This is a genomic window from Photorhabdus noenieputensis, assembly GCF_018448935.1.
Taxonomy (GTDB): Bacteria; Pseudomonadota; Gammaproteobacteria; order Enterobacterales; family Enterobacteriaceae; genus Photorhabdus; species Photorhabdus noenieputensis.
Map to the genome: position 1 here is coordinate 1 of NZ_RCWC01000019.1, position 24,141 is coordinate 24,141.

Below are 24,141 nucleotides of genomic sequence, written 5' to 3' on the forward strand. Positions count from 1 at the left end.
GAAACGGACCTGACGATAGACGGTCAGCGGTTGCGTTACTTTAACCAGAGGGAGAGCTGGCAGCGTTTACGCTGGCCGGGGGACGAGGATAATCCCGGGGTGGCGCTGACCTGGACCGGGGTGAATAGCGGGGCGCGGCTGTATGGCGACTATCCGGGGACGTGGGGATTGATGCGCTGGCTGGAGGCGGCTCAGGTGAAGATGCTGGATGAAAGCCGTTACCGGCTGACATTTACCACGCCGGAAGGGTTGCCGCTGACCTGGGTACTGCGGACCGAAGTCGGGAAAGGGCCGCTGGCGTTATTGAAACTGCGGGGGTTTAGATTGCCGAAAACGATTTTTGTGGAGAATAAGGCAAATAGCCTCAGTGTGCCGGGGATAAATAACAACGAAGAAGAATAAGTGCTTATTTGATGGCATAAACCGGGGATGATCAATGGCGTGATATTGCCGGTTATCCCCGGAATATGTCACTGAGTCTGATGATTCATCTGATAGTCAATACTTTATAAGCATATCATCATGATATTCTTATTTATATTTAATGCTTTATTATGAGGCAGGGCCATCGTCGCCCTGAATAACAGGGAAGCTATTGTCGATGACATTATTCTCAATAATGAAATCTATTCTCATTCGCATAATATAACTGAGAATTATTCTTTTTTACGTGTCGGTAACGTATTGATGATAATGAATCTGAGTCATGATGAGGATGAAATAATGCCGGTGTTGTATTTTTCGAATTAATTAACATATTGAAAATAAAGTAAAAGTGTATTTTTACGTTAGGGTGATGAGAAATGTAAATATCTGTATAGTGAGTCACTATCATATTATTTTAATCAATGCGATCTTTTTATCCAAATAAATGACATTCTGTTTATGTTTGGTTTAGATATAATGAATTTTACCGTTATCATTAAACATTTTGTGCTATTTGATAAAAAAAGACTTGATTTTAATATGCACCCGCATGGAGGATATGAATTATTCAATAACTGTCTATGCCGTTATTGGATCTATTAATTTGAACGCATGTGTCAGGCTATATGATTATTCTTCTCCCGGTTAACTGCCGAGTCAGGAAATACCGGCATCTATTGACTGTTCCCCGAATTTACCGGGGATGAAAACCGAAAATGTATTCGGTTAGGGTTTTAATCACGTCACCGATATTGGTGGCATTACCCATTCAATAATAGAGGAGTCATGGGTATGGCAATCCCTGCGTATTTATGGTTGAAAGATGACGGCGGTGCCGACATTAAAGGCTCGGTGGATGTACACAACCGGGAGGGCAGTATCGAGGTGGTGGCGCTGGAACATGCGCTACATATCCCGACGGATAACAATACCGGCAAGCTGACGGGCACCCGCGTGCATGCGCCGCTGGTGTTTACTAAAGAGGTCGATGCGTCTAGCCCGTATCTGTATAAAGCGGTGACGTCTGGTCAGACCCTGAAATCGGCGGAATTCAAATGGTACCAAATTGATGATGCCGGTCAGGAGAAGGTCTATTTCATCACTCATCTGAACAACGTGAAGGTGGTGAAAGTAGCACCGTTGATGCATGACATCAAAGATCCGACCAAAGAGAAGCACAACCATCTGGAACGTGTCGAGCTTCGTTACGAAAAAATCACCTGGACGTACAAAGACGGCAACATCATTCACTCTGATGCGTGGAATGAGCGCAATCAGGCGTAATAGGTTGACGGGCTGGCGGTTATGTCAGCCACTTTAAATCTAACAGGTACCGGTATGATTGCGGTGCCTGTCTTCCCTCCCCTCGGGAGAACAGGAGATTTTGTGATGAATCAATCATTATGTTGGATGTGTGAGTCCACCGGACCGGCGCTGTTGCCGGTGCGTTATACCGTGGTGCCGGATGATGTTTCGGAAACCTTGCCTGCGTGGGCGGAAACGCCAGAACCTTCTGCGCCGGGTTACCATTATGCGCTGCGTGCCTTACGGCAGGGATTTTTGTATGTCTATTATGCGAATGCCGGATTAGGTGAACGGGAGAGCTGGGATACCTGGAGCGTCAGCGAGGATGGCGCACTGTGGAGAAATCTGAATGCCCCTTTTGGTATTTTCCCCAAGAAAACCGCAGATTGTCATGCGCCGACCCATCAGAGCGCTAATATGGAATTTATTACGCTAAGGGATATTGCTTTGCGTCAGGAGACCTGGCTGGCTTTCTCTCCCTCAATGTGGAGCAGGGAGACCATCGAGTATTATCACAACAACCGCGAAGCGCGGGAAAAGCGGATGCAGTGCGTGAAACCGTGGCAGTGGCGCGGGGTGCCGGAAGGGGTCGGGATTGCTCAGGCAACGATAGAAAACCTGAATGGGGTCATCGATTACTGTCTGGGCGACAATGATTCCGGCAAATATGTTCTGTCTTGTAACCGGAAAGTGCTGCGTATCAGCCGGACATTAGAAGAAGCGCCCTACTACGAAGTTTATCACGGTGCGTTGAGGCCAAAGAGCACCTTGTATCCGTGGAGTAGCAAGCGAGCGGGATGTGCGGACATTACGGTCAGAGCGATGCAAAAACGCGGGCGGGCTGCGGATGGCACGCCGGTATCGCCGGTGTTAATCGCGTTGCATGATCCGATAGGAATAGCGCATGAATTAGCGGGCTGGAGTGATGATATCGCCGGGGCGCATAAAACCTTTCTGGATGAATTGTCGATTGAGTTTATGACTGACAGTTCATTGAATGGTGTGGAAAATCAACTGTATAAATTGAAAGCCGCGGATGTGCAAGGGCAGGTTGATAAAGCGCTTGAAGTCACTAAGCAGGAAGAGTTCAAGGCTTTTTCCGATCAGCAGAAGGCTCAGCTCAAAGAGTATGTTACTCGTGACATGGAGAAAGCGGGTAAGAAAGGTGTTGCCCGTGATTGGAAGAAATATACCGCGGAGCTGAATCTGGCTAAACGACAGGCATTTAACCAATGTTATGCCGATCTTTGCACCGATGTGGCGAAGGAGCTGGAACAACTGGCCCAGTTAAGGGTGAGTTGGCTGAAACAGAGCGGATTTATCACCAGTTGTCAGGATTTTCATACCACCCAACTGGAGGACAATCTCAATTATCGTGAGGCAGTGGATTATGCCATCGCTTCGCTTAATGTGACCGAAACCGGTTGTGCCTATTTAGATGCTTTAATTGACGAATATTCCGCGTTGTCGCCGGAAAATATTGTCTGGCGCTCGTTATTGCTGAATAACCCGGAAGTGATGAAAGAGATGGACGGGTTTTTACAGAAGATGAATCTGAATAAGGATAACCATCAACCGGCGGCACCCTCTGATTTTATGAAAGTGGTGTCAGATCTGAGTGGGAAACTGATTGAAGCCTACGATAAAGCGAATGAAGCACTGGAAAAGCCGCCAAAATCCAACAGTACTTTTGCTCGTGCCATGCTGCATTGTGACCGGCGACTGGTCACGCTGGGGGATCGGTTCTTGAATTTTACTCGCTTAGGAAAAGTGCTGGACAGCATGAATGAAATGCTGAGTAAAGCGCTGTTATCGGTGATTTCAGGTGTGCCGCTTGATCAGATGGTTGAACTGTCGGTATCACAACTTAAGGACGGTAATGCGTTTCGGCAGCAGGTGTTGGAGCAGCTTAAGAAGCCGGGTTCTGAGGCACGGTTAGAAAAAAGTAATAAATATCAGGATCGATTTAAAGTATTTGCAGACAGCGCCGAAGGAGAGCCAGTATTAAAAAAATCTCGGATTAAATGGTTAGTTTTGGCTTCCAATATTCTGGAGCTTTCCAATCAGTTGCAAGAGAGTAAAGGGGATGTTAAGAGTCAAGCGCAGGTGACCTCAGCGTTTTTAAGCACACTGAATACAGCGATGGAGATTGTGGAACCGATAGTTAAGCACGGAATAAAGGATTTGGTTGCTACCGATACTATTAAGTTTATTGGAGCGAGTGCGGGAACACTCTCTTCTGCATTAAATCTGGGGGTAGATGCCAGTGACCTTTATTCTGAATGGCATGGCAGAGGGCGCTGGCAGTTTATTGGCCTTTACTGTCTTAAAAGTGCTTATGATTTTATGCAATTAGTAAAAGCATTAAATGGTTTATTAGAAGTTTTAATTGATAGAGCATTACTTTCTTCTAAAAATTTATTTGTTGAGGGGGTAGCAAAGCTTTTAGTGTGGGAGACTCTTGCTTGGTTGTGCACTTGGGAGGCGATGCTGTTAATTTTTGTGGTTGAAGCATTAGTGACCTATTTTTCTGATAATGACTTACAAAAATGGTGCAGAAGTTGTGTTTTTGGTTTGGAGCCAGCGAAAAATTTGCAATCCACGCAATGGATTTACCCTGAATCACAGAAAGATAAGTTGTGTGAAGAACAACGTAACAGTTTTGCTAATGCAATTAAGGACGGCATATGAGTACCTATCGTCCTTATAAAGAGGCTATTAACTTTGATGAAATAAAAAGTCGGAGAAAAGGCATTGATATTGATATTAATGTAAACCGAAAGCTCGTTATCAAGTTCCCCGATAGCAAAGAAAGAGTGGAACGAGAAATAGTGAGTCTTCAAGCCAAAATCCCTGAACTGGATGCAATATTAGCAAAAAAGCCGCCATCACCGGAATTACCGCCGGGTAAGCCATTAATTAAAGTGAGCGGCGTATTGGAAGAGTTCGAAACCCTGTGTGTGATTGGTTATTTTACCGATCGTGAATATGATCCGGTTGCCTTTGCCCGTCAGGAAGAATTGGAGTTGTATGGCGGGCTATTAATGTCGTTGGCGGGAAATACTTCGGGGTCTAATGCGTCAACTAACGTTCGGAAGCGTGATGTCTGTGATTTTGTGCGGGGGAAAATCAATGGTATCCCATTCCACGGCTGGTTAGGGTTTACTGTAGCCAAAGCGGGTGATTATGTTGAATTAGCGGTAACAGAGAAAGAAGGGCATTATGTGGTTTATGCCATTGCTCATCCCGGATTAAGGATTGTTTCTATGACGCCGCGTTGTAAGCAGGGGATTCATTCAAATGCCAAATATCAGATACGCGCTACTTGGTATTTTGCTTTACTGCTATTTTTTATATTTATGATACCGAGCCTTTTTGATGAACAAAACGGAGAAGATATTCTTGGTTATATAAAATGTATCGCTTCACTCTGTGGTTTGATGGCGATTGTCCTTTCACCGTTAATCTATTTTTCTTGTATGAGAAAACCTAAACCGACATTTAGGCTGGCTGAGGAGATTTTCACGGTATTGGGTTTCCCTAATCCTACGGAAATTAATCTTGAGAAATTCACAAAAAAGAGGTTGAAGGAGATCAAGGTTAATTCCCCGGACGGGCAATCTGGTAAAGAGGGTGAAAGAGTTTTACCCGATAAAGATTGTTTTATAAGTTATTATTACTATTACTGATTTAAGTAATTAAAAATAGGAAGCAACTGTATGAAGAACAAAGTAAAAGTTTTGTTGAAGCAATTAAGGACGGCATATGAGTACCTATCGTCCTTATAAAGAGGCTATTGATTTTGATGAAATCAAAAGGCAGAGAAAGGGCATTGATATTGATATTGATGTAAACCGAAAACATGCCATCAATTTTCCCGATAGCAAAAAAAGAGCAGAACAGGAAATAGTGAATCTTCAAGCTAAAATCCCTGAGCTGGATGCGATATTAGCAAAAGAGCCGCCGCCACCGGAATTGCCGCCGGGTAAGCCGTTAATCAAAGTGAGTGGTGTATTGGAAGAATTCGAGGCCCTGTGTGTGATTGGTTATTTTACTGATCGTGAATATGCTCCAGCCGCCTTTGCTTGTCAGAATGAACGGAAATTGTATCGGGGAGTAGGGGTGTCGATAGCGGGAAATACCTCGGGTACTGATTCACAAACCACCGTTAGGATAAGTGATGTCTGTGATTTTGTCCGGGGAAAAATCAATGGCGTTCCCTTCCACGGCTGGCTTGGGTTTACCTCTGCAAAGGTGGGGGATTATGTTGAATTAGCGGTAACCGAGCAGGAGGGGCATTATATGGTTTATGCGATTGCTCATCCCGCATTAAGAGTGGTTTCTATGACGCCACGTTGTAAACAGGGTATTCATTCAAATGCTAAATATAATATACGTGTCGTCTGGTATGGTTCTGTGGTTATTTTTCCTATATTCACGATCGATGCGATTTTTGAAAATGGGGAGTTCATTATAAAATATGTGGTGGAATACTTTGTTGAATATATGGTGAATTGTGTAAAATATATGTCTTTGTCTTTTGGTGTGATAGCCATTATCCTTTCATCATTAGTTTATTTTTATTGCATGAGGAATCCTAAACCAACACTCAGGCTGGCTGAGGAAATTTTTACTGTATTGGGGTTTCCTAATCCCACGGAAATTAATCTTGAGAAATTCACAAAAAAGAGGCTGAGGAAGATCAAAGCTAATTCCCCGGATGGAAAGTTGAATAGGGAGAGTCAGAGGATTTTGCCAGATAAGAGCTGTTACTCCAGCTATTACTACTATTACTGATTCAAGTAATAAAGCAGTGAAAAACAATTAAAGAGAGCATGTATGGTGAGTTCCCAAGATTATCGATAAAGAGTTGTGGCGATATTAAGAGATTGCTTATTTTCGGAAAATTCAGTAACGAATTATCCAATGTAAAGTTTTATCTATTTTTATGCGATTGATATGTAATTTTGTGTAAATTAAGGTTTTTTTGTGAATCAGATCTATAAAATGGTTTGGATAGGTTTGGCTATTAATGTATTAACCTATTTAGTCTTACTGGTTGCTATAAAGGTAGTGAGTGCTGGTTATTTTGAATTTTCTTATAGAGAGCAATATCTTATTGCTAAATCACCAATATTCAATGCCTTGATGTTGATTATTATTTTGCTGGAGGTGGTTAATCTGTTTGTTATTCTCAAAGCGCCAAAGTATGCGAAAATCAGTTCGTTTATTGCATCTTGTTTTTTCCCCTTTGGCGCGGTTTATTTCATTGGATGTTTGTTGTCAATTCAAAGAGTTGCACTATCCCCATTCTATGAATATCAATATCAGGCAGGTAATATCACTCCTGATTCCACGGTCTATTTTTTTCGGGATAGGTATTGGAAAAGGATGTGTATTTTGGGTGGCATAACGCTGATTATGTCAATTAAGGGTGCGAGTAATATTTGTGTGATGATGACGGCTATGCATTGTCTCTCATATCGGAAAACAGAGGGTCGTTATTTCTTTGCCGAGACAGAAGGGGGCTTTTTATTAACGCCAACCGCGTTGAGTAAAACGATTTTCTTGCCTTATGGCTGTATTAATAGGGTGGAAGAGCGTGAAAATCGTGTGCTGCTTGCTGTTAATTTAAATAAAAAAATCGATATTGTATTTTCAAAGAAGTTTGTTGAAAGAGACGATCTGATAAAAGTCATCAAGCGGCTTTCACAGGCCGCATTGGATAATCCGAACCATAATATTATCACGTTCTAAATGTGAAAAATTTATCCTTAATAATATAGGGATCATGATGTTTAAAGGTGTTATTCGCTTGAGCAATCAGCTCAATAGCGATGGTGAAGTTATTTCTGTCTCTTTATTCATGAGCAGAATTCCAGAGGCTGACAGAGATATTCAGCGTCAAAGGAGAATATAAAGATGCTGCAACAGCTAATTGAGAGTTGTTTTGTTGGACGTGATGCCCTTGCCGAAGCTCGGCAGAATGCGGCGCGGTGGGAAAGCTGGTTATTACCCATTAGTACTGATGCGCCCACAGGTAATGATCCGGTTTATGAAGACGATTTTCAGTGTATGCGGGAGGAGGTCAATAAACTCAGTGGTATTGATACCGCCCTGATTTGTCAACTGGCGGAAAAGTTGTTGACCACCAAATGCAAAGATGTCCGCGTGGCGACCTACTATGTGTGGGCCAGGCTGCATTGTGAGGGGGAACGCGGTCTGGCGGAAGGGTTGGCGCTATTGGCCGGAATGGCGGATCGTTTTGGCGAAGCCCTGTTGCCCAGTCGGGCTGGCAGCCGTAAAGCTGCGCTGGAGTGGCTGACAGGCGCAAAAATGCGGGACAGTTTATCACGCTATCCAGAAGTAAATCGGACTGATTTTGACCACATTCTGGCCGCGTTGGTGTTACTGGAACAATCATTTTCCTCTTGGGATGAAGAATCTCGTCCAAGCTTCGTCGGGCTGGCAAGAACACTGGAAAACCGATTAGCTCAGTCCGGTGGCGTGAGTGCGGTGGTGCCACAAACCGCCGCTCCGGTACCGCCATCGGCGGGGCAGAGCAAGGCGTCTGCGCCGGGTAAGCCACCCGCGTGGCGTCAGGTGCAATCTGGGCGTGATCTGCTGAATCAGGCGCGTGAACTGGTTCGTTATCTGTGTGATCAACCTCAGGGCTGGCTCTCTTCTGCCCGGCTGATACGTAGTGTCCGTTGGGATACCGTACATCAGCTACCACCACAGGATGCCGATGAGCGTACCCGCCTGGTACCTCCCCGCACTGAATATCGCGCTCAGTTAAAGCGGCTCTACCGGCAACAGAACTGGCATGAGTTATTGGAACAGGCCGAGCGCATGTTTGCGGAAGGGGTGAATCATTTTTGGCTGGATTTGCAATGGTATCTCTGTCAGGCATTAAGCCGATTGGGCTGCCCTTACGAAGGTTGGGCGGACATCATGAAACACGATCTGAGAATACTGCTTGAGCGGCTGCCGGGGCTGGAGAGTATGGCCTATAACGATGGGACGCCCTTTGCGGATGAGGTGACAACCGGTTGGATAGCCCAACAGGTTCATGACAATCAGGCCGATTGGCAGTTTGAGCATTTGCCGGTGCAACCTCGGCATGATGATGATGTTTTGGCGCTGGAAGCGGAGGCGCTGCAACTGGCGGACAGCGAGGGCATTGATGCGGCGTTGCGCTGGCTGGGGCAATTGCCCGGCATTAATGGGGCCCGTCACCGCTGGTTACAGCGCTTGCTGATGGCGCGGGTGGCTGAGCAATACGGCAAAAATGAAATGGCGCTGCATTTGTTGACTGAGCTTGACGCCGATGAGCAATTCAATCTTGGCGAATGGGAGCCGGAACTGATGTTTGAGGTGAAAGCGTGTCTGCTTAAGTTGCTGCGCATGAAAGCCCAACGTAGTGAACATGATAAAGCGAGGATGGCGCAACGGATGGAGGCTCTGCTGGCTGGATTGGTGGCGATTGATCCGGTCAGAGCTTCGGTGCTTTGCGGCTAATTGACTCTGCTTATCAGGTGGAGGCGCAACTGTACGCCTTCTCAACGTGTTTTATTTTTCGTTTTATAACAACCATTAAGAGTGATGATATGGATGATTTAATTCTCCGCTATTACGAGGCGGAAATGCACTATCTGCGTGAAGCTGGCAAAGAGTTTGCGCAGGCTCACCCGGATCGGGCCGCCATGCTGAATCTGAGTGACGATCGGGATCTTGATCCTTATGTCGAGCGATTGCTTGAAGGCTTTGCTTTCCTGATGGGGCGGATGCGTCAGAAACTTGATGATGATTTACCGGAACTGACGGAAGGGCTGGTGAGTCTGCTGTGGCCGCATTATCTGCGCACTATTCCTTCACTTTCCATTGTTGAATTGGCACCTGATTATCAGACGTTGCCAAAAAGTGAAGTGATCGCTAAAGGGTTTGAAGTGATATCTCAGCCCGTAGGACCAAGCCAGACCCGCTGCTATTACCGGACTACCCGCGATGTGCAGATTACACCGCTGCATATCACCTCTGCGACGTTGCAAAATGAAGCCGACGGCCGTTCAGTAATCCGTTTGCGTTTTGACTGCGGTCAGTTGACCGAATGGGATAAAGTGGATTTAGCGCGGCTGCCTCTGTATCTCAAAGCGGGCCGTCCGGTGAGTTCTGCCTTACATCTGGCGTTGACTCGACAGACTCAACACATTTACACGCGTTTACCTAGTCAGGAAGAGCGTTCTCATCTTGAGAATGGCTCTTTTTCCCCAATGGGATTCGATAATGATGATGTTCTGTGGCCGAAACAGGAGAGTGCGTTCAGTGGCTATCAGTTGTTACTGGAATATTTTACTTTCCGTGAAAAATTTATGTTTGTGGCACTCAATGGCTTGGACTCGTTAGAGATTCCGACCGGTACGCCTTGGTTTGAGTTGGATATCGTACTCAGTGAACTGTGGCCCTATGAATTGAAGTTTTCAGCGGAAAATATCCGATTGCATTGTGTGCCGGTAATCAATTTGTTCCGTGTTGAAGCTGATCCGATGCACATTTCGCGGCTGCAAAATGAGTATCTACTGTGCCCGATGCGTATTCAGGATGGTCATACCGAAATCTATTCGGTGGATGAAGTCTCCTCTTCCCGACGAGGTGATGCTCAGCGTTTTGTACCGTTTAGCAGCTTTCGCCATCGGGGCGGCATCATGCGAAGTTCCGCACCGGAGCGTTATTTCCATACTCGTGTATGTCGAGGTCCTTCGGGGTTGCACGATACCTGGCTGATCCTCGGTGGAGAATCGTTTGAAACTGACCCAGAGATTGATGATGAAACCCTTTCACTGCGTATTACCGGTACCAACGGCCAGTTACCTCGTCAGGCATTACGTAATACACAACTTGAACAGACACTACACTCCGCCGCGGGCACGCTGCGCGTAAGCAACCTCTGTTCGCCAACGTTGCCCTGTTATCCCCCGGCGAACGACCGTTTCCACTGGCGGATATTGAGTCATCTCGGCTCTAGCTTTCTTAGCATGATGGATAACCCAGAGGTGCTGCGCGGCACGTTAGGGCTTTATAACTGGACAAATGATGAGATGAACTGCCGCTGTCTGGATGCCATTGTTGGGGTGAAACACGCTTTGATCGAACGTTTTGAAAAGGGTTTCTTACTCCGGGGCGTTGATATTGAGATTACGCTGAATAGCAATGGCTTTTCCGGCGAAGGCGATATTTTCTTGTTCGGTGAGCTGCTTAACCGTTTCTTCTCGCTATATACCGATATTCATCTGTTTAACCAATTGACACTAATCCTTCAACCTTCTGGGAGATGTTTGCGATGGCAAGAAAATCACAATCAGCGTATTCCCGGTTGATGCAGCAACTGGCACCGAATATTTACGATTTTAACTTTTATCGCTTTTGTCAGTTGCTGGAAAGTATGCGGGATGGCCGTCCGCCGTTGGGCAGTACGATGTCGCCCGGTGATGATCCGATCCGTTTCCGGCCTGATCCCGGTATGGGTTTTCCCGCCGGTGAACTGAAAAATGTGGAGTGGGATGAGCAACAGCCGGAGTTGCCACCGACAGTACGCACGACGTTTCTCGGCTTGTATGGTGTCGATTCGCCACTGCCGACGGCTTATCTGAATGATGTTGTCCAGCAGAGTGAAGGCTATGAAGGCGTCGCAGACTTTCTGGATATTTTTAATCATCGAATGATGACCCAGTATTACCGTATCTGGCGTAAATATTCCTATCCCGCGACTTATGAACCGAGTGGTCAAGATCAAACATCACAATGCTTGCTTGGGCTGATTGGTTTGGGGATCGCCGGCAGTCAGCAACATATTGCCACGCCAGCTTCTCGCTTTCTGGCACTGCTCAGCATCATGCGGTTGCCAACCCGGATAGCGGAAGGCGTGATGGCGCTGGTCAAGCTGTTGGCTCCTCTCACGCAGGTACAGGTGGTTCCCCATGATCGCAGACGAGTGCGGTTAACCCAGCCGGTTCGCTTAAGTCGTCACCATCCGGTTCAACTTTCTCAACGTTCAGTATTGGGCAACGTTGGGACGGATGTTAACAGCCAAATGGTGATTGATCTCTATACCGAAGATACCGATGAAGCTCAAGGGTGGTTACCGCAAGGGGAACTGCATACCGACCTGCTGGTGTTGCTACGTGTTTATCTGGGCTGGCGTTGTAACGTGCGATTACAGCTCACCTTACCCAAATGGGTATTGCCGTCAGCACAGTTAGGGAAACAGCGTGTTCGGTTAGGCCGTACAGGCGTATTGGGATTGAAACCGGGATCACAAACGGTTTCTGGCATGGTGAAAATTAATCTGGGGCGCTATCAAGGGCTTTTACCGAGTTATCAATATAGGGAGGCCGAGAATGGCAGCTATCAATTTTAAATCAGCCATGATGGGCGGCATAGTCTGCCTGATGGCGCAAGGGTTAGTCGGATGTGGTCTGACACAGACCGTAACTGATGGCACGGCAGCCGTTACGCAATCCATTTTTCATAAGCAGGTGAAAACGTTGCGTTTAGATTTCAGTGCACGCAGTGCGCTGAACACCACCGACGCGCAAATCCCATTGAGCACGGTAGTACGTGTTTATCAGCTTAAAGACAATAAAGCATTTGAGCACGCCAGTTATGGGGAACTGTTGAAGGACGACAGTGAAGCGCTTAAGGCGGATTGGCTGGCGCAGCGGGATATCAGAGTGGCACCGAAGGGGAGTGTGTCATTGAACATGCCGATGGAGAAAATGGCACGATTTGTTGGGATTGTGGGGCTGTTTCACACACCGGATGCCGCCAATAAGGGTTGGCGGTTGGTGATCAGACGTGACGAATTGGATGCTGATAAACCGCGCACGATCGAGTTGGGTAGCGGCACTCTGACATTGAATGCGATGAAGGGGTGAGCAATGAAACATCTAAGACCTTCGCTTTACGAAATGTTGATGTTTAACTTTAACGGTGGGCTGGATCTCAAGCAGATCGATGAACGAAATCAAGTGATTTTATCCGTGATGGATAATATGCAGCGTATCCTTAGCAGTCGTGCGGGCTCGCTGGCTCATTTGCCGGATTATGGTCTGCCTGATTTCAACGTCATTTTGCAAGGGCTGCCTGCGTCGTCACAGAATCTGATTGCCACAATCGAACACACGTTGTTGACCTATGAGCCGCGTTTGAAACGAGTCTATATCACGTTACTACCGCAAATTGAACCGGGGCATCTGCGTTATGACATCAACGCTGAGCTGAAAGACATAGGATTAGTGCGTTTTAGTACGGAATTTGTACCGGAAGGGAAGGTATTAATCCGCCATTTACGTCAACAAGGCCATATAGAGTAACTCTCTGTTTCATCAGGCTAACGCTGAAATAGCCTGATAAGGATAACTGTTATGACTACAATATCGTCCGGTAACACGATACATACCGGGGATGACCCACGCGCACTGCCGGAATTCAGCGCACTGAAAGAAGAAATCGGTAAATTGAACCATCCGGCTCGACCTGATGTTGATTGGGCTAGAGTTGAACAACTTTGTCTGGTGTTGTTTCGATTAAATGGCGTAGAGCTACAAAGTGCCGCCTGGTACACATTGGCCCGCGCTCAACGCGCCGGATTAGCCGGTATTGATGAAGGATTAGCATTGATTGATGGATTAGTGAGCCATCAATGGGCGCAGTTCTGGCCTCAACCAACGCATGCGCGGATTGAAATTTTCGCCTGGCTGGTTGCGCGTTTACAGCAGATATTGCGTACTTGCGTCTTCTCTTATATTGACTTGCCGCTCATTTACCGGGTGGAAAAGGTGCTTGAGCAACTGTGCGAAGTGCTCCAACGTCTGGAGCTGAAACATGTCAGTAAACTTGACAGCTTGCGTGTACAGCTTCACAACAGCGCCCGGCGATTAGAGTGTCTGGAGCAGGAAAAGGGCGCGGTACCGGTATCTCTTGCCTCTGCGCAGCCTGTTGAGGGCAAGGCTATTTTGCTGCCCGAAGAACCCTCTTCGCCGCAACTGATTTATGTGGTACAGGAGACAATCTCATCGGTGCAACCGCAAGTCAAAGTCGCTCAGGTTGTGCCTGCTTCGCGCTGGAAAGCTTGGCACGGTTTTGTGGCGGGGGTTGCATTTTGTGCGTTGGTGGTGACAGGCGGTTGGCTGGTGGACAGGATGCGACAACCGTCCCCGTTGGTTGAGGCTTTGCTGGCGACGACCTACCCGTTACCGCAGACACTGCTGCCAGCTCAACTAGCCGAATTACACCAATCGGACAATGCGACGCTATTGAGCCGGTTACAGGATAAAACGTTGGATGCGAGTCGTGCGCAACTGACAAATTTAACCACTTTGCCAGCCTTTTGGCCTTTGAATTATGGCTCTCAGCTATTACAACAGCTACGTACATTGTGGCCGGCCAGCGAGGCAGTACAGGAGATGCAAAATCAGTGGTTACACCAGCGTGAGGCGGCGGCACTGCCTATGCAGGAGTTGGAAAATTACCATCTAGCCCAATTACGCCTGCAACATCTGACAGAACGACTTGACGCATTGGATGAAAAACGCGGTCGTTATCTCACCGGTTCTGAATTGAAGTCTATGGTGTTTGGCATTCGGCAGCCGTTGGCGAATACTCCGCCATTAGAGGAGTTGCTGCGTCAACTGGCGGAACAAAAAAAGAGCGGTACCGTATCGCTGGCATTACTGATGCAAATTAACACCCGTTTTAATCAATTGCTGAATCGCTATTATTTGTTGCTGAAAGTAGGAGGGTAACTTTGTGGAAAGTAAGAAATTAATAAAATCGGGTTAACATGCTGCTCATGAAGGAGAGGGGATGTTTTATCTATTTTTATGGCTGTTAAAACAGTCAGTGCAGAGGACATGAGGTAAAATCAGATTTCATTGTTGCTCAGTGACGTATCATTTACACTGAACGAAATTCACTATCCAGATACGATAATGCTCCAACAACTCGACACAGCAGACCGTGTGCGCCGTAAGATTGCTCCCCGGATTACTAAGAAACGCAAGGCTGAGCTTGGTCAATTCATGACTCCTGCTAACGTAGCCCGTTTTATGGCATCCCTTTTTCCATCTAGCACTCTGCGTACCTGCCGCCTGTTAGATGCGGGCGCAGGGGTGGGGACATTATCGTGCGCTTTCCTTGAACGATGGGTGACGGGCGGTTTTGATTTTGAGTCCGCAGAGGTGACGGCTTACGAGATTGATGGCAATTTGTGTGGCTATCTAGCGCAGCACTTGGCGGGATACAGTTGTGTGACGCCGCGTATTATCGTGGGTGATTATATCGAACTGGCAACGACCGAAGGTCAACAGGAGCAAGGTTATACACATGCGATCCTCAATCCGCCTTACAAAAAGATTAACAGTAATTCAGCGCATCGACTGGCTTTGCGCCGTGTTGGTATCGAGACAGTAAACCTGTATTCGGCCTTTGTGGCGCTTGCTGTGTCTGAGACGGTGCAAGGTGGGCAGATCGTGGCGATCATCCCGCGCAGCTTCTGTAATGGACTCTATTACCGCCCGTTCCGTCATTTCATTTTAGAGCGTGCGGCTATCCGACATATGCACCTATTTGGATCGCGCAACAAGGCATTCAAAGATGATGAGGTTTTGCAAGAGAACATCATCATCCGGTTTGAGTGTGGTGGTCAGCCAGGGCCAGTGACGGTATCAACTTCGACTGATGACACTTTCACCGATCTTGTTACCCATGAGTATCCATTTGATCGGATTATATTCCCGGATGACCCCGGGCAATTTATCCATGTGCCTACGTCGCCGGAGAAAAGCATCCTTGAGCTATCTTCGGCGATCCGTTACACACTGGCTGACCTTGGTATCAAGGTATCTACTGGGCCTGTGGTTGATTTCCGGCTGAAAGCGCACCTGCACAGCATGCCGGGGCCGGGGACTGTGCCTTTACTCTACCCCGGCCATTTCAGTAGCAACGTTACTCGATGGCCCATCGAAGGTATGAAAAAGCCCAACGCTATTGAACGCAACACTGATACTGAAAAATGGCTTTACCCAAGTGGTTTTTACTGTGTGGTACGGCGTTTTTCGTCCAAAGAGGAAAAGCGTCGAATCATGGCGAATGTGGTTGAACCGGATACATTTGGTGACGCGCCCGTACTGGGCTTCGAGAACCACTTAAACCTATTCCATGAGAACAAGCACGGTTTACCCGAACGATTGGCCCGTGGTTTGGCCGTGTTCTTGAACACGACGGCTGTTGATGAAAATTTTCGACGTTTCAACGGCCATACTCAGGTTAATGCAACTGACCTCAAGATGATGAAGTACCCGAGCCGCGACACTTTGATTGAACTTGGCGAGTGGGCCATTCAGCAAGGAGAACTTACGCAAACTATGATTGATGCCAAATTAGAGAGCTTAATCTAATGAACGACAAAAACGACTATATCGAAGCTGCGTGCCAGATCATCACTTCCTTGGGGCTGCCGCGTGCACAGCAGAATGAACGTTCTGCTTTGTGTTTGTTGGCCCTATTGAACCTTACGCCGGGTAAGGCGTGGGCTGCTGCGGAAAACCCGCTTTTGGGCATCACACCCATCATGAACTGGGTGCGAGAGTTCTACAACAAAGAATATGCGCCGAATACCCGCGAGACATTTCGCCGTCAGACTATGCATCAGTTTTGTCATGCGAGTATTGCCCTTTACAATCCAGATAAACCCGCCCGAGCGGTGAACAGCCCCAAGGCGGTTTACCAGATTGAACCTGCTACTTTAGCTTTGTTGCGAACTTTTGGTATGCCTGAGTGGTATGACAATCTAACAGCCTATTTGGCCGAGCGGGAAACGTTGAGCGCCCGTTATGCCAAAGAGCGTGAACATAATCGTATTCCTGTTGAGATCGCTCCGGGGAGGAAAATTGCTCTCAGCCCCGGGGAGCATAGCACGCTGATCCGGGCGATTATCGAGGATTTTGCCCCACGCTTTGCGCCGGGTAGTGTGTTGGTCTACGCTGGTGATACTGGCGACAAGTGGGGTTACTTCGACTCTGTACTGCTATCTGGGTTGGGTGTTGATGTAGATTCACATGGTAAGATGCCAGACGTGGTACTGCATTACACTGCGAAAAATTGGTTGTTGTTGGTTGAGTCTGTCACTAGTCATGGCCCAGTTGATGGCAAGCGGCACGCTGAGCTTGCCAAATTATTTGCCGGATCGACCGCCGGTTTGGTCTACGTTACTGCCTTTCCGAATCGAAGTATTATGAGCCGCTACCTTGGCGAAATTGCATGGGAGAGTGAGGTGTGGGTTGCAGATGCGCCGTCCCATCTTATTCACTTTAATGGGGTGCGTTTCCTTGGCCCTTACGAATGAGTGTACCGTGTTTGGATAGATATCGCGTTTATATCAAATTTGATATGGATTCTTGCTTGATATAGCTTGCTTATTCGGCTCTGGTACTGATTAAGGTAGAGATGATGGAATTTATAGTAACGAAAAACCCTTATGTTTCATCCTGCAATAATCCTAACGAAGCAAATGATAAACATATTCGCGCTCAATTAATGGTGATCATCCGTAAGATGATTCAGGAGCGCGGTTTAAGTCAGGTAAAAGCGGCGGAGCTTTTGGGAACGACTCAAGCGAGAATTAGCGAGATCATTAATTGAAAGCTGGAAAACCACACTGTTGATAAATTATTCAATATGCTAAATCGGCTCGGTTGGAATTTTGAATTTAGTTATCACGACGGTATGGTGGCTGTCGCGGTAGATAAAATAATAAAAGTCGCGTAAATACTATAATAAATATCTGGTAAGACTTATTATTAATAAGCAGATTATTTATTATAAAATTAAGATCTAAACTATTCTAATAGAGGATAGTTGTAAGTCATGATTTTTATATTTGATGCCTTTTAATAACGTTGATGTAATATATTTATTGATTATATTTAATATAACTAAAAGTTCTATTCTATAGAAGAATCAGGCATACATTAAACTGTCACATAAGCCAGCCGGTGATTAATGTTGGTATATCGCCAGTTTTAAACGGTCTGACATACTGGTGGTAAGAGTGTGTGCTTGGAATATGTCCTGTCATCAAACTGTGCCAACAATAGGATTAATTGAGCGTATCAGCCTGTTTAAGAAATAGGTAATAGAAGCTTTCAGGTTTTCCTATATTGTATTTTGTCTCATCTATCGATTGTTACTCCATGAAAAAATAACCCGACGCTTAATTTTTAACATGCTGTTTTATAGCATTTTTTAATTAGATGATTATTGCTGATCATTTATTTTACTCTCTGATTAGTCAGAAAATATGAATTTGTATAGTGACATGATAAAGAGTTTTGGTATTATAAGTTATTGTAAATATAACACCGATATATTATTGATTTTTACGTAAAAAGGTTAATATTTTTCGTAAATGCTGACAAAAACTGTCACTAATTTGTGAATAATGCTTGTTAGGGGTAATCGAGTTTTTTCGTGAATAGCAATAATATATGCCCTATAGATTTCAAGATGTATTTCGACGGCAAGGGAGCGAATCTCCGGGAGCATAGGTAACTATGTGACTGGGGTGAGCGAGTGCAGCCAACAAAGAGGCAACTTGAAATATGACGGGTATAAATAACAATAGGAATAGTTCAGATGAAATATGCCTTTATTACCGGCGCGACAGGAGATATTGGTTTCGCAATTACAGAAAGATTATCTGAGGATGGCTTTGAACCAATATTATTATCGCGTACTCCTGAGCGTCTTGATAGCGCAATTGGCAAGTTACGCAATAAATATGGTAGTCAATTTGCCAAGAAAATAGTTTGTGATGTCTCTAATCATGAAGATGTTAAAAAAGCATTTGACCAACTGGAGCTTGAAGATAATAAACTGACGGTACTTGTGAATTGTGCTGGTATTGCTGGTGGCGGTATTACTGCCGAAATAAGTCCACAAACCTGGCAAAATGTCATAAACGTTAATTTAAATGGCACTTATTTTGTTATACATGAAGTTTTGACAAGAAAATTAATGTCATCCGGCGGCAGAATTATCAATATTGCCTCCACCGGTGGGAAACAAGGTGTTATTCATGGTACGCCTTATTCTGCTTCTAAGCATGGTGTTGTTGGCCTGACTAAATCCTTGGGGCTTGAATTAGCACGTAATGGTTCAGGTGTTACGGTTAACGCAGTTTGTCCTGGGTTTGTTGAGAGTGAGATGGCGGAGCGTGTCAGAGAACATTACGCCAAAATTTGGGGCACTGATGTCGCTGAGGCGAAAAGAAGAGTAGAAGAGCGTGTTCCTATCGGAAGATATGTTGAGCCTAATGAAGTGGCGGAAATGGTTGCTTATCTTGCATCTCCTCTCGCCGGGGCTGTAACCGCTCAAGCACTTAATGTGTGTGGTGGATTAGGTAATTACTAATTATGGACGGCATTTCTTTATCATCTGATTTTTTTGATCTTTGGATTATAAAAATCGACGATATGGATTTAGTGTCTATTGAACAGTTAATTCACCGTTCTGATATAGTTCGCCATAACCAAATTTGTTTAGCGGATAGAAGAAAAAGATTTATATTTAGACGGGCTGCATTACGTTATGTTTTAAGTCAATATTTATCTGATTATGAAATCATAACGAGTGATAACGGAAAACCTTATATATCCACGGAGCAAGACTTCAAATATTATTTTTCACTGAGTGCGTCAGGAAACTATTGTGCCATTGGTTTTAGTTCAAGGGAAATAGGTGTTGATATTGAAGTCACTCCTTCTAAGATAAAATTTTCAGAAATTATTGAATGTTTTGTTAAGGATAAAGAGCTGGAATATATGCAAGGTGTAATGTTAAAACAACGATCAGGAGTGAGTCCCGGATTTCAGAATTATTATCATTTAATGTTATTATATTATTGGGTTAGACTTGAAGCATATATTAAATTATTTGCTTCGACTTTACATGAGAAATTATTAGCTAATAATCCCGATTCTGTTAAAGATATGAAAGAGTTAGAGGCGAGCACATTATTGATTCATCATCAGCAATTTGTTTGTGCTTTATCTCAAAAGAAGGTGATTTATACACCAAATATCAAGGAAATAAACTATTCCGAAATTATAAGGAACAAAGATGAGTAATATTATTGACTTAAGTGTTCCTATAGATTGTGATTTCTGGGAACCTGAGAAAGTAACTAGGGGAGTCGTTGATCATAAAGAGGGTGCCAATAAATTAGGTGAGAGTTATTTGTATTTCCATACCAATTCATGGTGGAAAAGAGCCTTTGTAAAACGGTTTAAACGTAAAAAGTGGATCATTGATCACAATGATTTTCCCGATGGTATGGGATTATCACTGATGTATTATCAATTGACCACGCATACCGGAACGCATATTGATGCTCCCTACCACTATGGGTGGCATGAAGGGCAAGACCAACCAGCAACAATTACTGATATTCCTTTGGATTGGTTTTATAGTCATGGTGTATTACTTGATTTTAGTCATGATAATCAGTCAATTGATAAACAGGCGGTAGAAAACCAATTAAAGAAAATTAATTATAAAATAAAAGAAAATGATATTGTCCTTATCAATACTGGAGCTGATAAACTCCTGGGAGCAAAATCCTATTTTACTCACTATAGAGCGATTGAAAGTAGTGCTGTTCAATGGTTAGTAGAGCAAGGGGTAAAGATTATTGGGACAGATGCATTTAGCTTTGATCGGCCATTCATCGAGATGATTAACGATTATAAAAAAACTGGGAATAAAGATTGCTTATGGCCATCTCATTTTATCGGACGGGATCATCCTTATTTACAGATAGAACGGCTTTGTAATTTAACTAGTATTCCTAAACCTTATGGATTTAAAGTGTGCTGTTTTCCAATAAAACTAGAGAAAGCAGATGCTTCATGGAGTCGAGTGGTCGCAATATTATAATAATAATATATAATTATATGGTAAGACGGGGGAAATATGAGCAGAAAAGAGACTTCAAGATCATACAATTAAATCTAATATCCAATATGCCTGAATATGCCTTAGATATTTAGAAAAAGGTGCTTAAGGTATGAATGGTATATTGCATGATTTACTTGTATCGAATCCGCAAAGATATAGCTCAGTATAAATTAATGACTAGAGGTAGAGTAGATACATCGATTTAATCAGAAGTATCAATGATTAAAGCGATATATAAGTTAGCAAAATATATATTATCTTTGCTATGTTTTTTGGCTATATTGAACTGTGAGTGAATATATCAGCTCTATAATAATAAATTTGTCATCTACTTTCTGGATGATTTTTTAAGAGTAAATTGAGTCATTAAGAAAAAACTTAGTTACTCTATCCATATGTAGATCGAAGGGAGTTAACTTAGTTTGGTTTAACCTGAAATATTCATATTATTCTTGCAGTTTAAATAGATGAAAAATCAGTAAAATAACCAAATGGATATTAAAATGGAATTATGGTTTGGTGCTTATTTTCAAGAATTTTGGCTAGGAGATAAAAATCAAATATATATATGGTAAATGTAAATTTAAAGATAAATAAAGTAGTTTAATATCACTACTTGCAGATAATGATTTTCTTAAATGAAAATGGGTGGCTTTTATATTAATAAAGCTTACCTGAGTAAATGTTTATTCTATTTCTATCGAGATAATTATTGTGATAATAAATAACAGAAATGAATCTCAACCGCGTAGAGTTGTGGTGACAGGGCTAGGTGTTGTTGCACCGACAGGTGTTGGCGTTAATGAATTTTGGAGCAATATTCATAATGGTAAATCAGGAGTGAGTAAATATGAATGGGGAAGAGAAAAATTTGGTTTTAAAAGCGGAGCAATAGGAAAAGTTTACGGTAACGATAGCAATAACAAAGAGTTTGTTCTGAAAAGTGAACGTAAATATCTCCAGTTTGCGTTAGATGCCTCTGAGATGGCGATGCAAGATGCAAATTTAAAACCTTCAGACATTGATGGCCGACGTTTTGGTGTTGCGATAGCAACAGCGATTGCTGATGCTGCGGGAATGGAAGAGTGTTTACTCAGAATCACCAACGGGGGCAAAGAGAATATTCACCCTGATTTAATTAAATCAGAAGATTATGACAGCTTTGATTTCAGCTCTGCGGCAACTTCTGTTGCGAAAAAATATGGTGCATCCATGTCCGTCAGTAATATATCAACCGGATGTGCGGCAGGACTTGATGCATTAGGCATTGCGATGGAGCATATCCGTTATGGCAGAGCGGATATTATGCTGGCTGGTGCAAGTGAAGCGCCACTTTGTCCACTCTCTATCGGCTCTTTTGAAGCTTTAGGGGCGCTGTCATCAAGAGAGTTGGAAAATCAGCAAGCGGCAACCTGTCCTTTTTCCCTTGAGCGGGATGGATTTGTGATTGCTGAAGGGTGTGGAATATTAATTTTAGAGTCTTATGAACACGCTAAGCAGCGTGGAGCTCATATCTATGCTGAATTAGCAGGGTATGCATCCGTCAATAACGCTTATCATATGACTGACTTGCCTGCGGATGGAATGGCAATGGCACGATGCATTGATATGGCATTGAAGGATGCCCAGGTATCGCCATCAACGGTAAATTATATTAGTGCTCATGGTAGTTCTACAGCGCAAAATGATATTAACGAATCAAATGCGATTAAGTTTGTTTTGGGAGAAAATGCATTCGGTATTCCAATTAATTCATTAAAGTCAATGACAGGTCATGCTTTAGCTGCCGCTAATGCGATCGAGTCTGTCGCGTTATGTCTGGAAATAGAAAAGCAGTATGTTCACCCAACAATTAATTATCAAACGCCAGATCCTGATTGTGATTTAGATTATATTCCTAATCAAGGTTGCGCATATCCAATTAAGACCGCGTTAAAATTATCAAGTGGTTTTTCTGGTATTCACAGTGTTATTGTTATGAGGGCAGTAGACAATGCGTAGAAAAGTTGTCGTTACCGGTGTTGGTGCAATACATCCTGATGGCAATGATGTCACTGCCATAAAATCAAAAGTCATTCAGAAATTATTGGGCCAAGAATCGAAAAATAATACCACCGCAAGTTCTGTAATAAGAACATTGAGTGATTTCGATGGCGCGAAATATATCAATAACCGTTTAAGACGCAAAATTGATGAATTTTCGGCTTATGGTATCGTCGCCGTTGAAATGGCATTAAGAGCGAGTAGATTGGATGTAGATAAGCTTGATCCTAATCGCGTTGGAATATATGTCGGAAACTGTTTTGGTGGATGGCAACATATTGAGGATGAAGTTAAAGCGCTCCATGTTGAAGGCATAAAGGGAATGGGGCCTTATGTTGCCACGGCATGGTTCCCTGCGGCACTTCAAGGGCAATTGTCGCTGCTTTATGGTTTTAGCGCGCAATCTAAAACGTTTTCTACCTCCGATGTGGCAGGGATGCAAGCAATAGGCTATGCAGCGGAAGCGATTTCTAATGGTGTTGCGGAAGTGATGTTATGTGGTGCGTCAGAACATCTTTCCAGCCCGTTAGTTAAAAATTTACTGGAGAAAACGTCAAGTCAGAAACACTCTGAGGTTTTTGGCGAAAAACGACTAGAAGATTTTTCCGAAGGCGCTGCATTTCTGGTGCTGGAAGAGAGACAACATGCTTTAGAACGCGGCGCTTCGATATTGTGTGAATTAACCGGTTTTGTTGATTATTTCGCACCGGATAAAAATACCAGAAATAACACCTTAGAATATACTGCTGAACTATTCAACCATAATGAGAATGCTGTATTTATTATGGATGGAATATATGATGATGAAAAAGAGATAACGAGTAAGGCTTTCTCAAATAAAGAGATAAAAACATCATTTATAAATCTGAGGCCTTATTTGAATAATCAATTTTCAGTCAGTGGCGTGATTGATTCAGTCCTGGCATCATCATTCTTGTCGGAAAATAGCGGGGATGGAGAACAACAATCTAATAAAATCAATGAGTTTTCAAACACTAACCAAATAATAATTCAGCGCCTCAGTAACCAAGGTCATGTATGTGCGTTGAGCTTTTCAGCTATTTAATTCCTAAAATATTTAATTACGCGAGGAAAAATATATGAATAATAATCCAGAAGTAAAAATAAAAACAATTTTGTCTCTTTTTCTTAACGTTAATATTGATGATTTCAATATGGATGCAAACCTTGCTGATGCCTATGATATGGATTCCACGGAATTAGCTGACTTGGCAAAAGAGATTCAGAAAGAGTTCGGTATTTCCGCGACGAAAAGTCAATTCAGTCATTGGGAAACAGGAAGAGCCGTTCTTGATTTCGTCTCATCAAGTTTAAACGATAAAAATTAATTGC

21 protein-coding genes are annotated in these 24,141 nt (G+C 44.0%); all 21 read left to right on the top strand.

What is annotated here, in order from left to right:
- Window positions 1-402 (top strand): type VI secretion IcmF C-terminal domain-containing protein (locus EAE91_RS13590; protein ID WP_280520285.1); only part of this gene is annotated, 402 nt, incomplete at its 5' end.
- 816 nt (window positions 403-1,218) lie between these two features.
- The gene (locus EAE91_RS13595) at window positions 1,219-1,710 is read left to right on the top strand and encodes an Hcp family type VI secretion system effector (RefSeq protein ID WP_049584517.1); all 492 of its coding nucleotides are present in this window, start codon (window positions 1,219-1,221) and stop codon (window positions 1,708-1,710) included.
- A gap of 105 nt (window positions 1,711-1,815) precedes the next feature.
- Window positions 1,816-4,422 (top strand): T6SS effector BTH_I2691 family protein, encoded by a 2,607-nt coding sequence (locus EAE91_RS13600; RefSeq protein ID WP_214088967.1) that lies wholly within the window; start codon window positions 1,816-1,818, stop codon window positions 4,420-4,422.
- Window positions 4,419-5,420: a putative type VI secretion system effector gene (locus EAE91_RS13605; protein WP_214088968.1), complete on the top strand. Its 1,002-nt coding sequence runs from the start codon at window positions 4,419-4,421 to the stop codon at window positions 5,418-5,420. The genes EAE91_RS13600 and EAE91_RS13605 overlap by 4 nt, the downstream gene beginning before the upstream one ends.
- A gap of 76 nt (window positions 5,421-5,496) precedes the next feature.
- On the top strand, window positions 5,497-6,528 hold the full coding sequence (locus tag EAE91_RS13610; protein WP_214088969.1) for a putative type VI secretion system effector: 1,032 nt from the start codon (window positions 5,497-5,499) through the stop codon (window positions 6,526-6,528).
- Window positions 6,529-6,720: 192 nt separating this feature from the next.
- Window positions 6,721-7,488: a hypothetical protein gene (locus EAE91_RS13615; protein ID WP_247983011.1), complete on the top strand. Its 768-nt coding sequence runs from the start codon at window positions 6,721-6,723 to the stop codon at window positions 7,486-7,488.
- A 165-nt stretch (window positions 7,489-7,653) separates the two neighbouring features.
- On the top strand, window positions 7,654-9,252 hold the full coding sequence (tssA, locus tag EAE91_RS13620) for a type VI secretion system protein TssA (protein ID WP_214088970.1): 1,599 nt from the start codon (window positions 7,654-7,656) through the stop codon (window positions 9,250-9,252).
- 89 nt (window positions 9,253-9,341) lie between these two features.
- The gene (tssF, locus tag EAE91_RS13625) at window positions 9,342-11,108 is read left to right on the top strand and encodes a type VI secretion system baseplate subunit TssF (protein WP_214088971.1); all 1,767 of its coding nucleotides are present in this window, start codon (window positions 9,342-9,344) and stop codon (window positions 11,106-11,108) included.
- Complete coding sequence (gene tssG, locus EAE91_RS13630) at window positions 11,072-12,148, top strand: type VI secretion system baseplate subunit TssG (RefSeq protein ID WP_214088972.1); 1,077 nt, start codon at window positions 11,072-11,074, stop codon at window positions 12,146-12,148. Before tssF ends, tssG begins: the two co-directional genes overlap by 37 nt.
- A complete protein-coding gene (tssJ, locus tag EAE91_RS13635; protein WP_214088973.1) occupies window positions 12,129-12,665 on the top strand; it encodes a type VI secretion system lipoprotein TssJ in 537 nt (178 codons plus the stop codon). The genes tssG and tssJ overlap by 20 nt, the downstream gene beginning before the upstream one ends.
- A gap of 3 nt (window positions 12,666-12,668) precedes the next feature.
- Complete coding sequence (tssE, locus tag EAE91_RS13640) at window positions 12,669-13,103, top strand: type VI secretion system baseplate subunit TssE (protein ID WP_214088974.1); 435 nt, start codon at window positions 12,669-12,671, stop codon at window positions 13,101-13,103.
- A 51-nt stretch (window positions 13,104-13,154) separates the two neighbouring features.
- The gene (locus EAE91_RS13645) at window positions 13,155-14,534 is read left to right on the top strand and encodes a VasL domain-containing protein (protein WP_214088975.1); all 1,380 of its coding nucleotides are present in this window, start codon (window positions 13,155-13,157) and stop codon (window positions 14,532-14,534) included.
- Between the two features lie 186 nt (window positions 14,535-14,720).
- Window positions 14,721-16,187, top strand: a complete 1,467-nt coding sequence (locus EAE91_RS13650) for an Eco57I restriction-modification methylase domain-containing protein (RefSeq protein ID WP_214088976.1) — start codon at window positions 14,721-14,723, stop codon at window positions 16,185-16,187.
- Entirely contained in the window at window positions 16,187-17,134 is a 948-nt protein-coding gene (locus EAE91_RS13655) for a BsuBI/PstI family type II restriction endonuclease (protein ID WP_214088977.1), read from the top strand. The genes EAE91_RS13650 and EAE91_RS13655 overlap by 1 nt, the downstream gene beginning before the upstream one ends.
- A gap of 104 nt (window positions 17,135-17,238) precedes the next feature.
- Window positions 17,239-17,430 carry an XRE family transcriptional regulator gene (locus EAE91_RS13660; RefSeq protein WP_214088978.1) on the top strand — a complete coding sequence of 64 codons (192 nt, stop codon included), beginning with the start codon at window positions 17,239-17,241 and terminating at the stop codon, window positions 17,428-17,430.
- Window positions 17,431-18,423: 993 nt separating this feature from the next.
- A complete protein-coding gene (locus tag EAE91_RS13665) occupies window positions 18,424-19,200 on the top strand; it encodes an SDR family oxidoreductase (protein WP_214088979.1) in 777 nt (258 codons plus the stop codon).
- A 2-nt stretch (window positions 19,201-19,202) separates the two neighbouring features.
- Window positions 19,203-19,916 carry a 4'-phosphopantetheinyl transferase family protein gene (locus EAE91_RS13670; protein ID WP_214088980.1) on the top strand — a complete coding sequence of 238 codons (714 nt, stop codon included), beginning with the start codon at window positions 19,203-19,205 and terminating at the stop codon, window positions 19,914-19,916.
- Window positions 19,909-20,724 carry a cyclase family protein gene (locus EAE91_RS13675; protein WP_214088981.1) on the top strand — a complete coding sequence of 272 codons (816 nt, stop codon included), beginning with the start codon at window positions 19,909-19,911 and terminating at the stop codon, window positions 20,722-20,724. Before EAE91_RS13670 ends, EAE91_RS13675 begins: the two co-directional genes overlap by 8 nt.
- 735 nt (window positions 20,725-21,459) lie before the next feature.
- On the top strand, window positions 21,460-22,746 hold the full coding sequence (locus tag EAE91_RS24600) for a beta-ketoacyl-[acyl-carrier-protein] synthase family protein (protein WP_214088982.1): 1,287 nt from the start codon (window positions 21,460-21,462) through the stop codon (window positions 22,744-22,746).
- Window positions 22,739-23,854, top strand: coding sequence for a beta-ketoacyl synthase N-terminal-like domain-containing protein (locus EAE91_RS13685; protein ID WP_214088983.1), 1,116 nt, complete (start codon window positions 22,739-22,741; stop codon window positions 23,852-23,854). Before EAE91_RS24600 ends, EAE91_RS13685 begins: the two co-directional genes overlap by 8 nt.
- Before the next feature lie 34 nt (window positions 23,855-23,888).
- A complete protein-coding gene (locus tag EAE91_RS13690; RefSeq protein WP_214088984.1) occupies window positions 23,889-24,137 on the top strand; it encodes an acyl carrier protein in 249 nt (82 codons plus the stop codon).
- Window positions 24,138-24,141: the final 4 nt, after the last annotated feature.

Excerpts from the sequence above, each read along its gene's own strand:
- EAE91_RS13660 (WP_214088978.1), top strand. The coding sequence starts at position 17,239 with ATGGAATTTATAGTAACGAAAAACCCTTATGTTTCATCCTGCAATAAT.
- tssA (WP_214088970.1), top strand. The coding sequence starts at position 7,654 with ATGCTGCAACAGCTAATTGAGAGTTGTTTTGTTGGACGTGATGCCCTT.
- tssE (WP_214088974.1), top strand. The coding sequence starts at position 12,669 with ATGAAACATCTAAGACCTTCGCTTTACGAAATGTTGATGTTTAACTTT.
- EAE91_RS13600 (WP_214088967.1), top strand. The coding sequence starts at position 1,816 with ATGAATCAATCATTATGTTGGATGTGTGAGTCCACCGGACCGGCGCTG.
- EAE91_RS13655 (WP_214088977.1), top strand. The coding sequence starts at position 16,187 with ATGAACGACAAAAACGACTATATCGAAGCTGCGTGCCAGATCATCACT.
- EAE91_RS13610 (WP_214088969.1), top strand. The coding sequence starts at position 5,497 with ATGAGTACCTATCGTCCTTATAAAGAGGCTATTGATTTTGATGAAATC.
- EAE91_RS13605 (WP_214088968.1), top strand. The coding sequence starts at position 4,419 with ATGAGTACCTATCGTCCTTATAAAGAGGCTATTAACTTTGATGAAATA.
- EAE91_RS13685 (WP_214088983.1), top strand. The coding sequence starts at position 22,739 with ATGCGTAGAAAAGTTGTCGTTACCGGTGTTGGTGCAATACATCCTGAT.
- tssF (WP_214088971.1), top strand. The coding sequence starts at position 9,342 with ATGGATGATTTAATTCTCCGCTATTACGAGGCGGAAATGCACTATCTG.
- EAE91_RS13690 (WP_214088984.1), top strand. The coding sequence starts at position 23,889 with ATGAATAATAATCCAGAAGTAAAAATAAAAACAATTTTGTCTCTTTTT.
- EAE91_RS13665 (WP_214088979.1), top strand. The coding sequence starts at position 18,424 with ATGAAATATGCCTTTATTACCGGCGCGACAGGAGATATTGGTTTCGCA.
- tssG (WP_214088972.1), top strand. The coding sequence starts at position 11,072 with ATGGCAAGAAAATCACAATCAGCGTATTCCCGGTTGATGCAGCAACTG.
- EAE91_RS13645 (WP_214088975.1), top strand. The coding sequence starts at position 13,155 with ATGACTACAATATCGTCCGGTAACACGATACATACCGGGGATGACCCA.
- EAE91_RS13650 (WP_214088976.1), top strand. The coding sequence starts at position 14,721 with ATGCTCCAACAACTCGACACAGCAGACCGTGTGCGCCGTAAGATTGCT.
- EAE91_RS13595 (WP_049584517.1), top strand. The coding sequence starts at position 1,219 with ATGGCAATCCCTGCGTATTTATGGTTGAAAGATGACGGCGGTGCCGAC.
- EAE91_RS13675 (WP_214088981.1), top strand. The coding sequence starts at position 19,909 with ATGAGTAATATTATTGACTTAAGTGTTCCTATAGATTGTGATTTCTGG.
- EAE91_RS13670 (WP_214088980.1), top strand. The coding sequence starts at position 19,203 with ATGGACGGCATTTCTTTATCATCTGATTTTTTTGATCTTTGGATTATA.
- tssJ (WP_214088973.1), top strand. The coding sequence starts at position 12,129 with ATGGCAGCTATCAATTTTAAATCAGCCATGATGGGCGGCATAGTCTGC.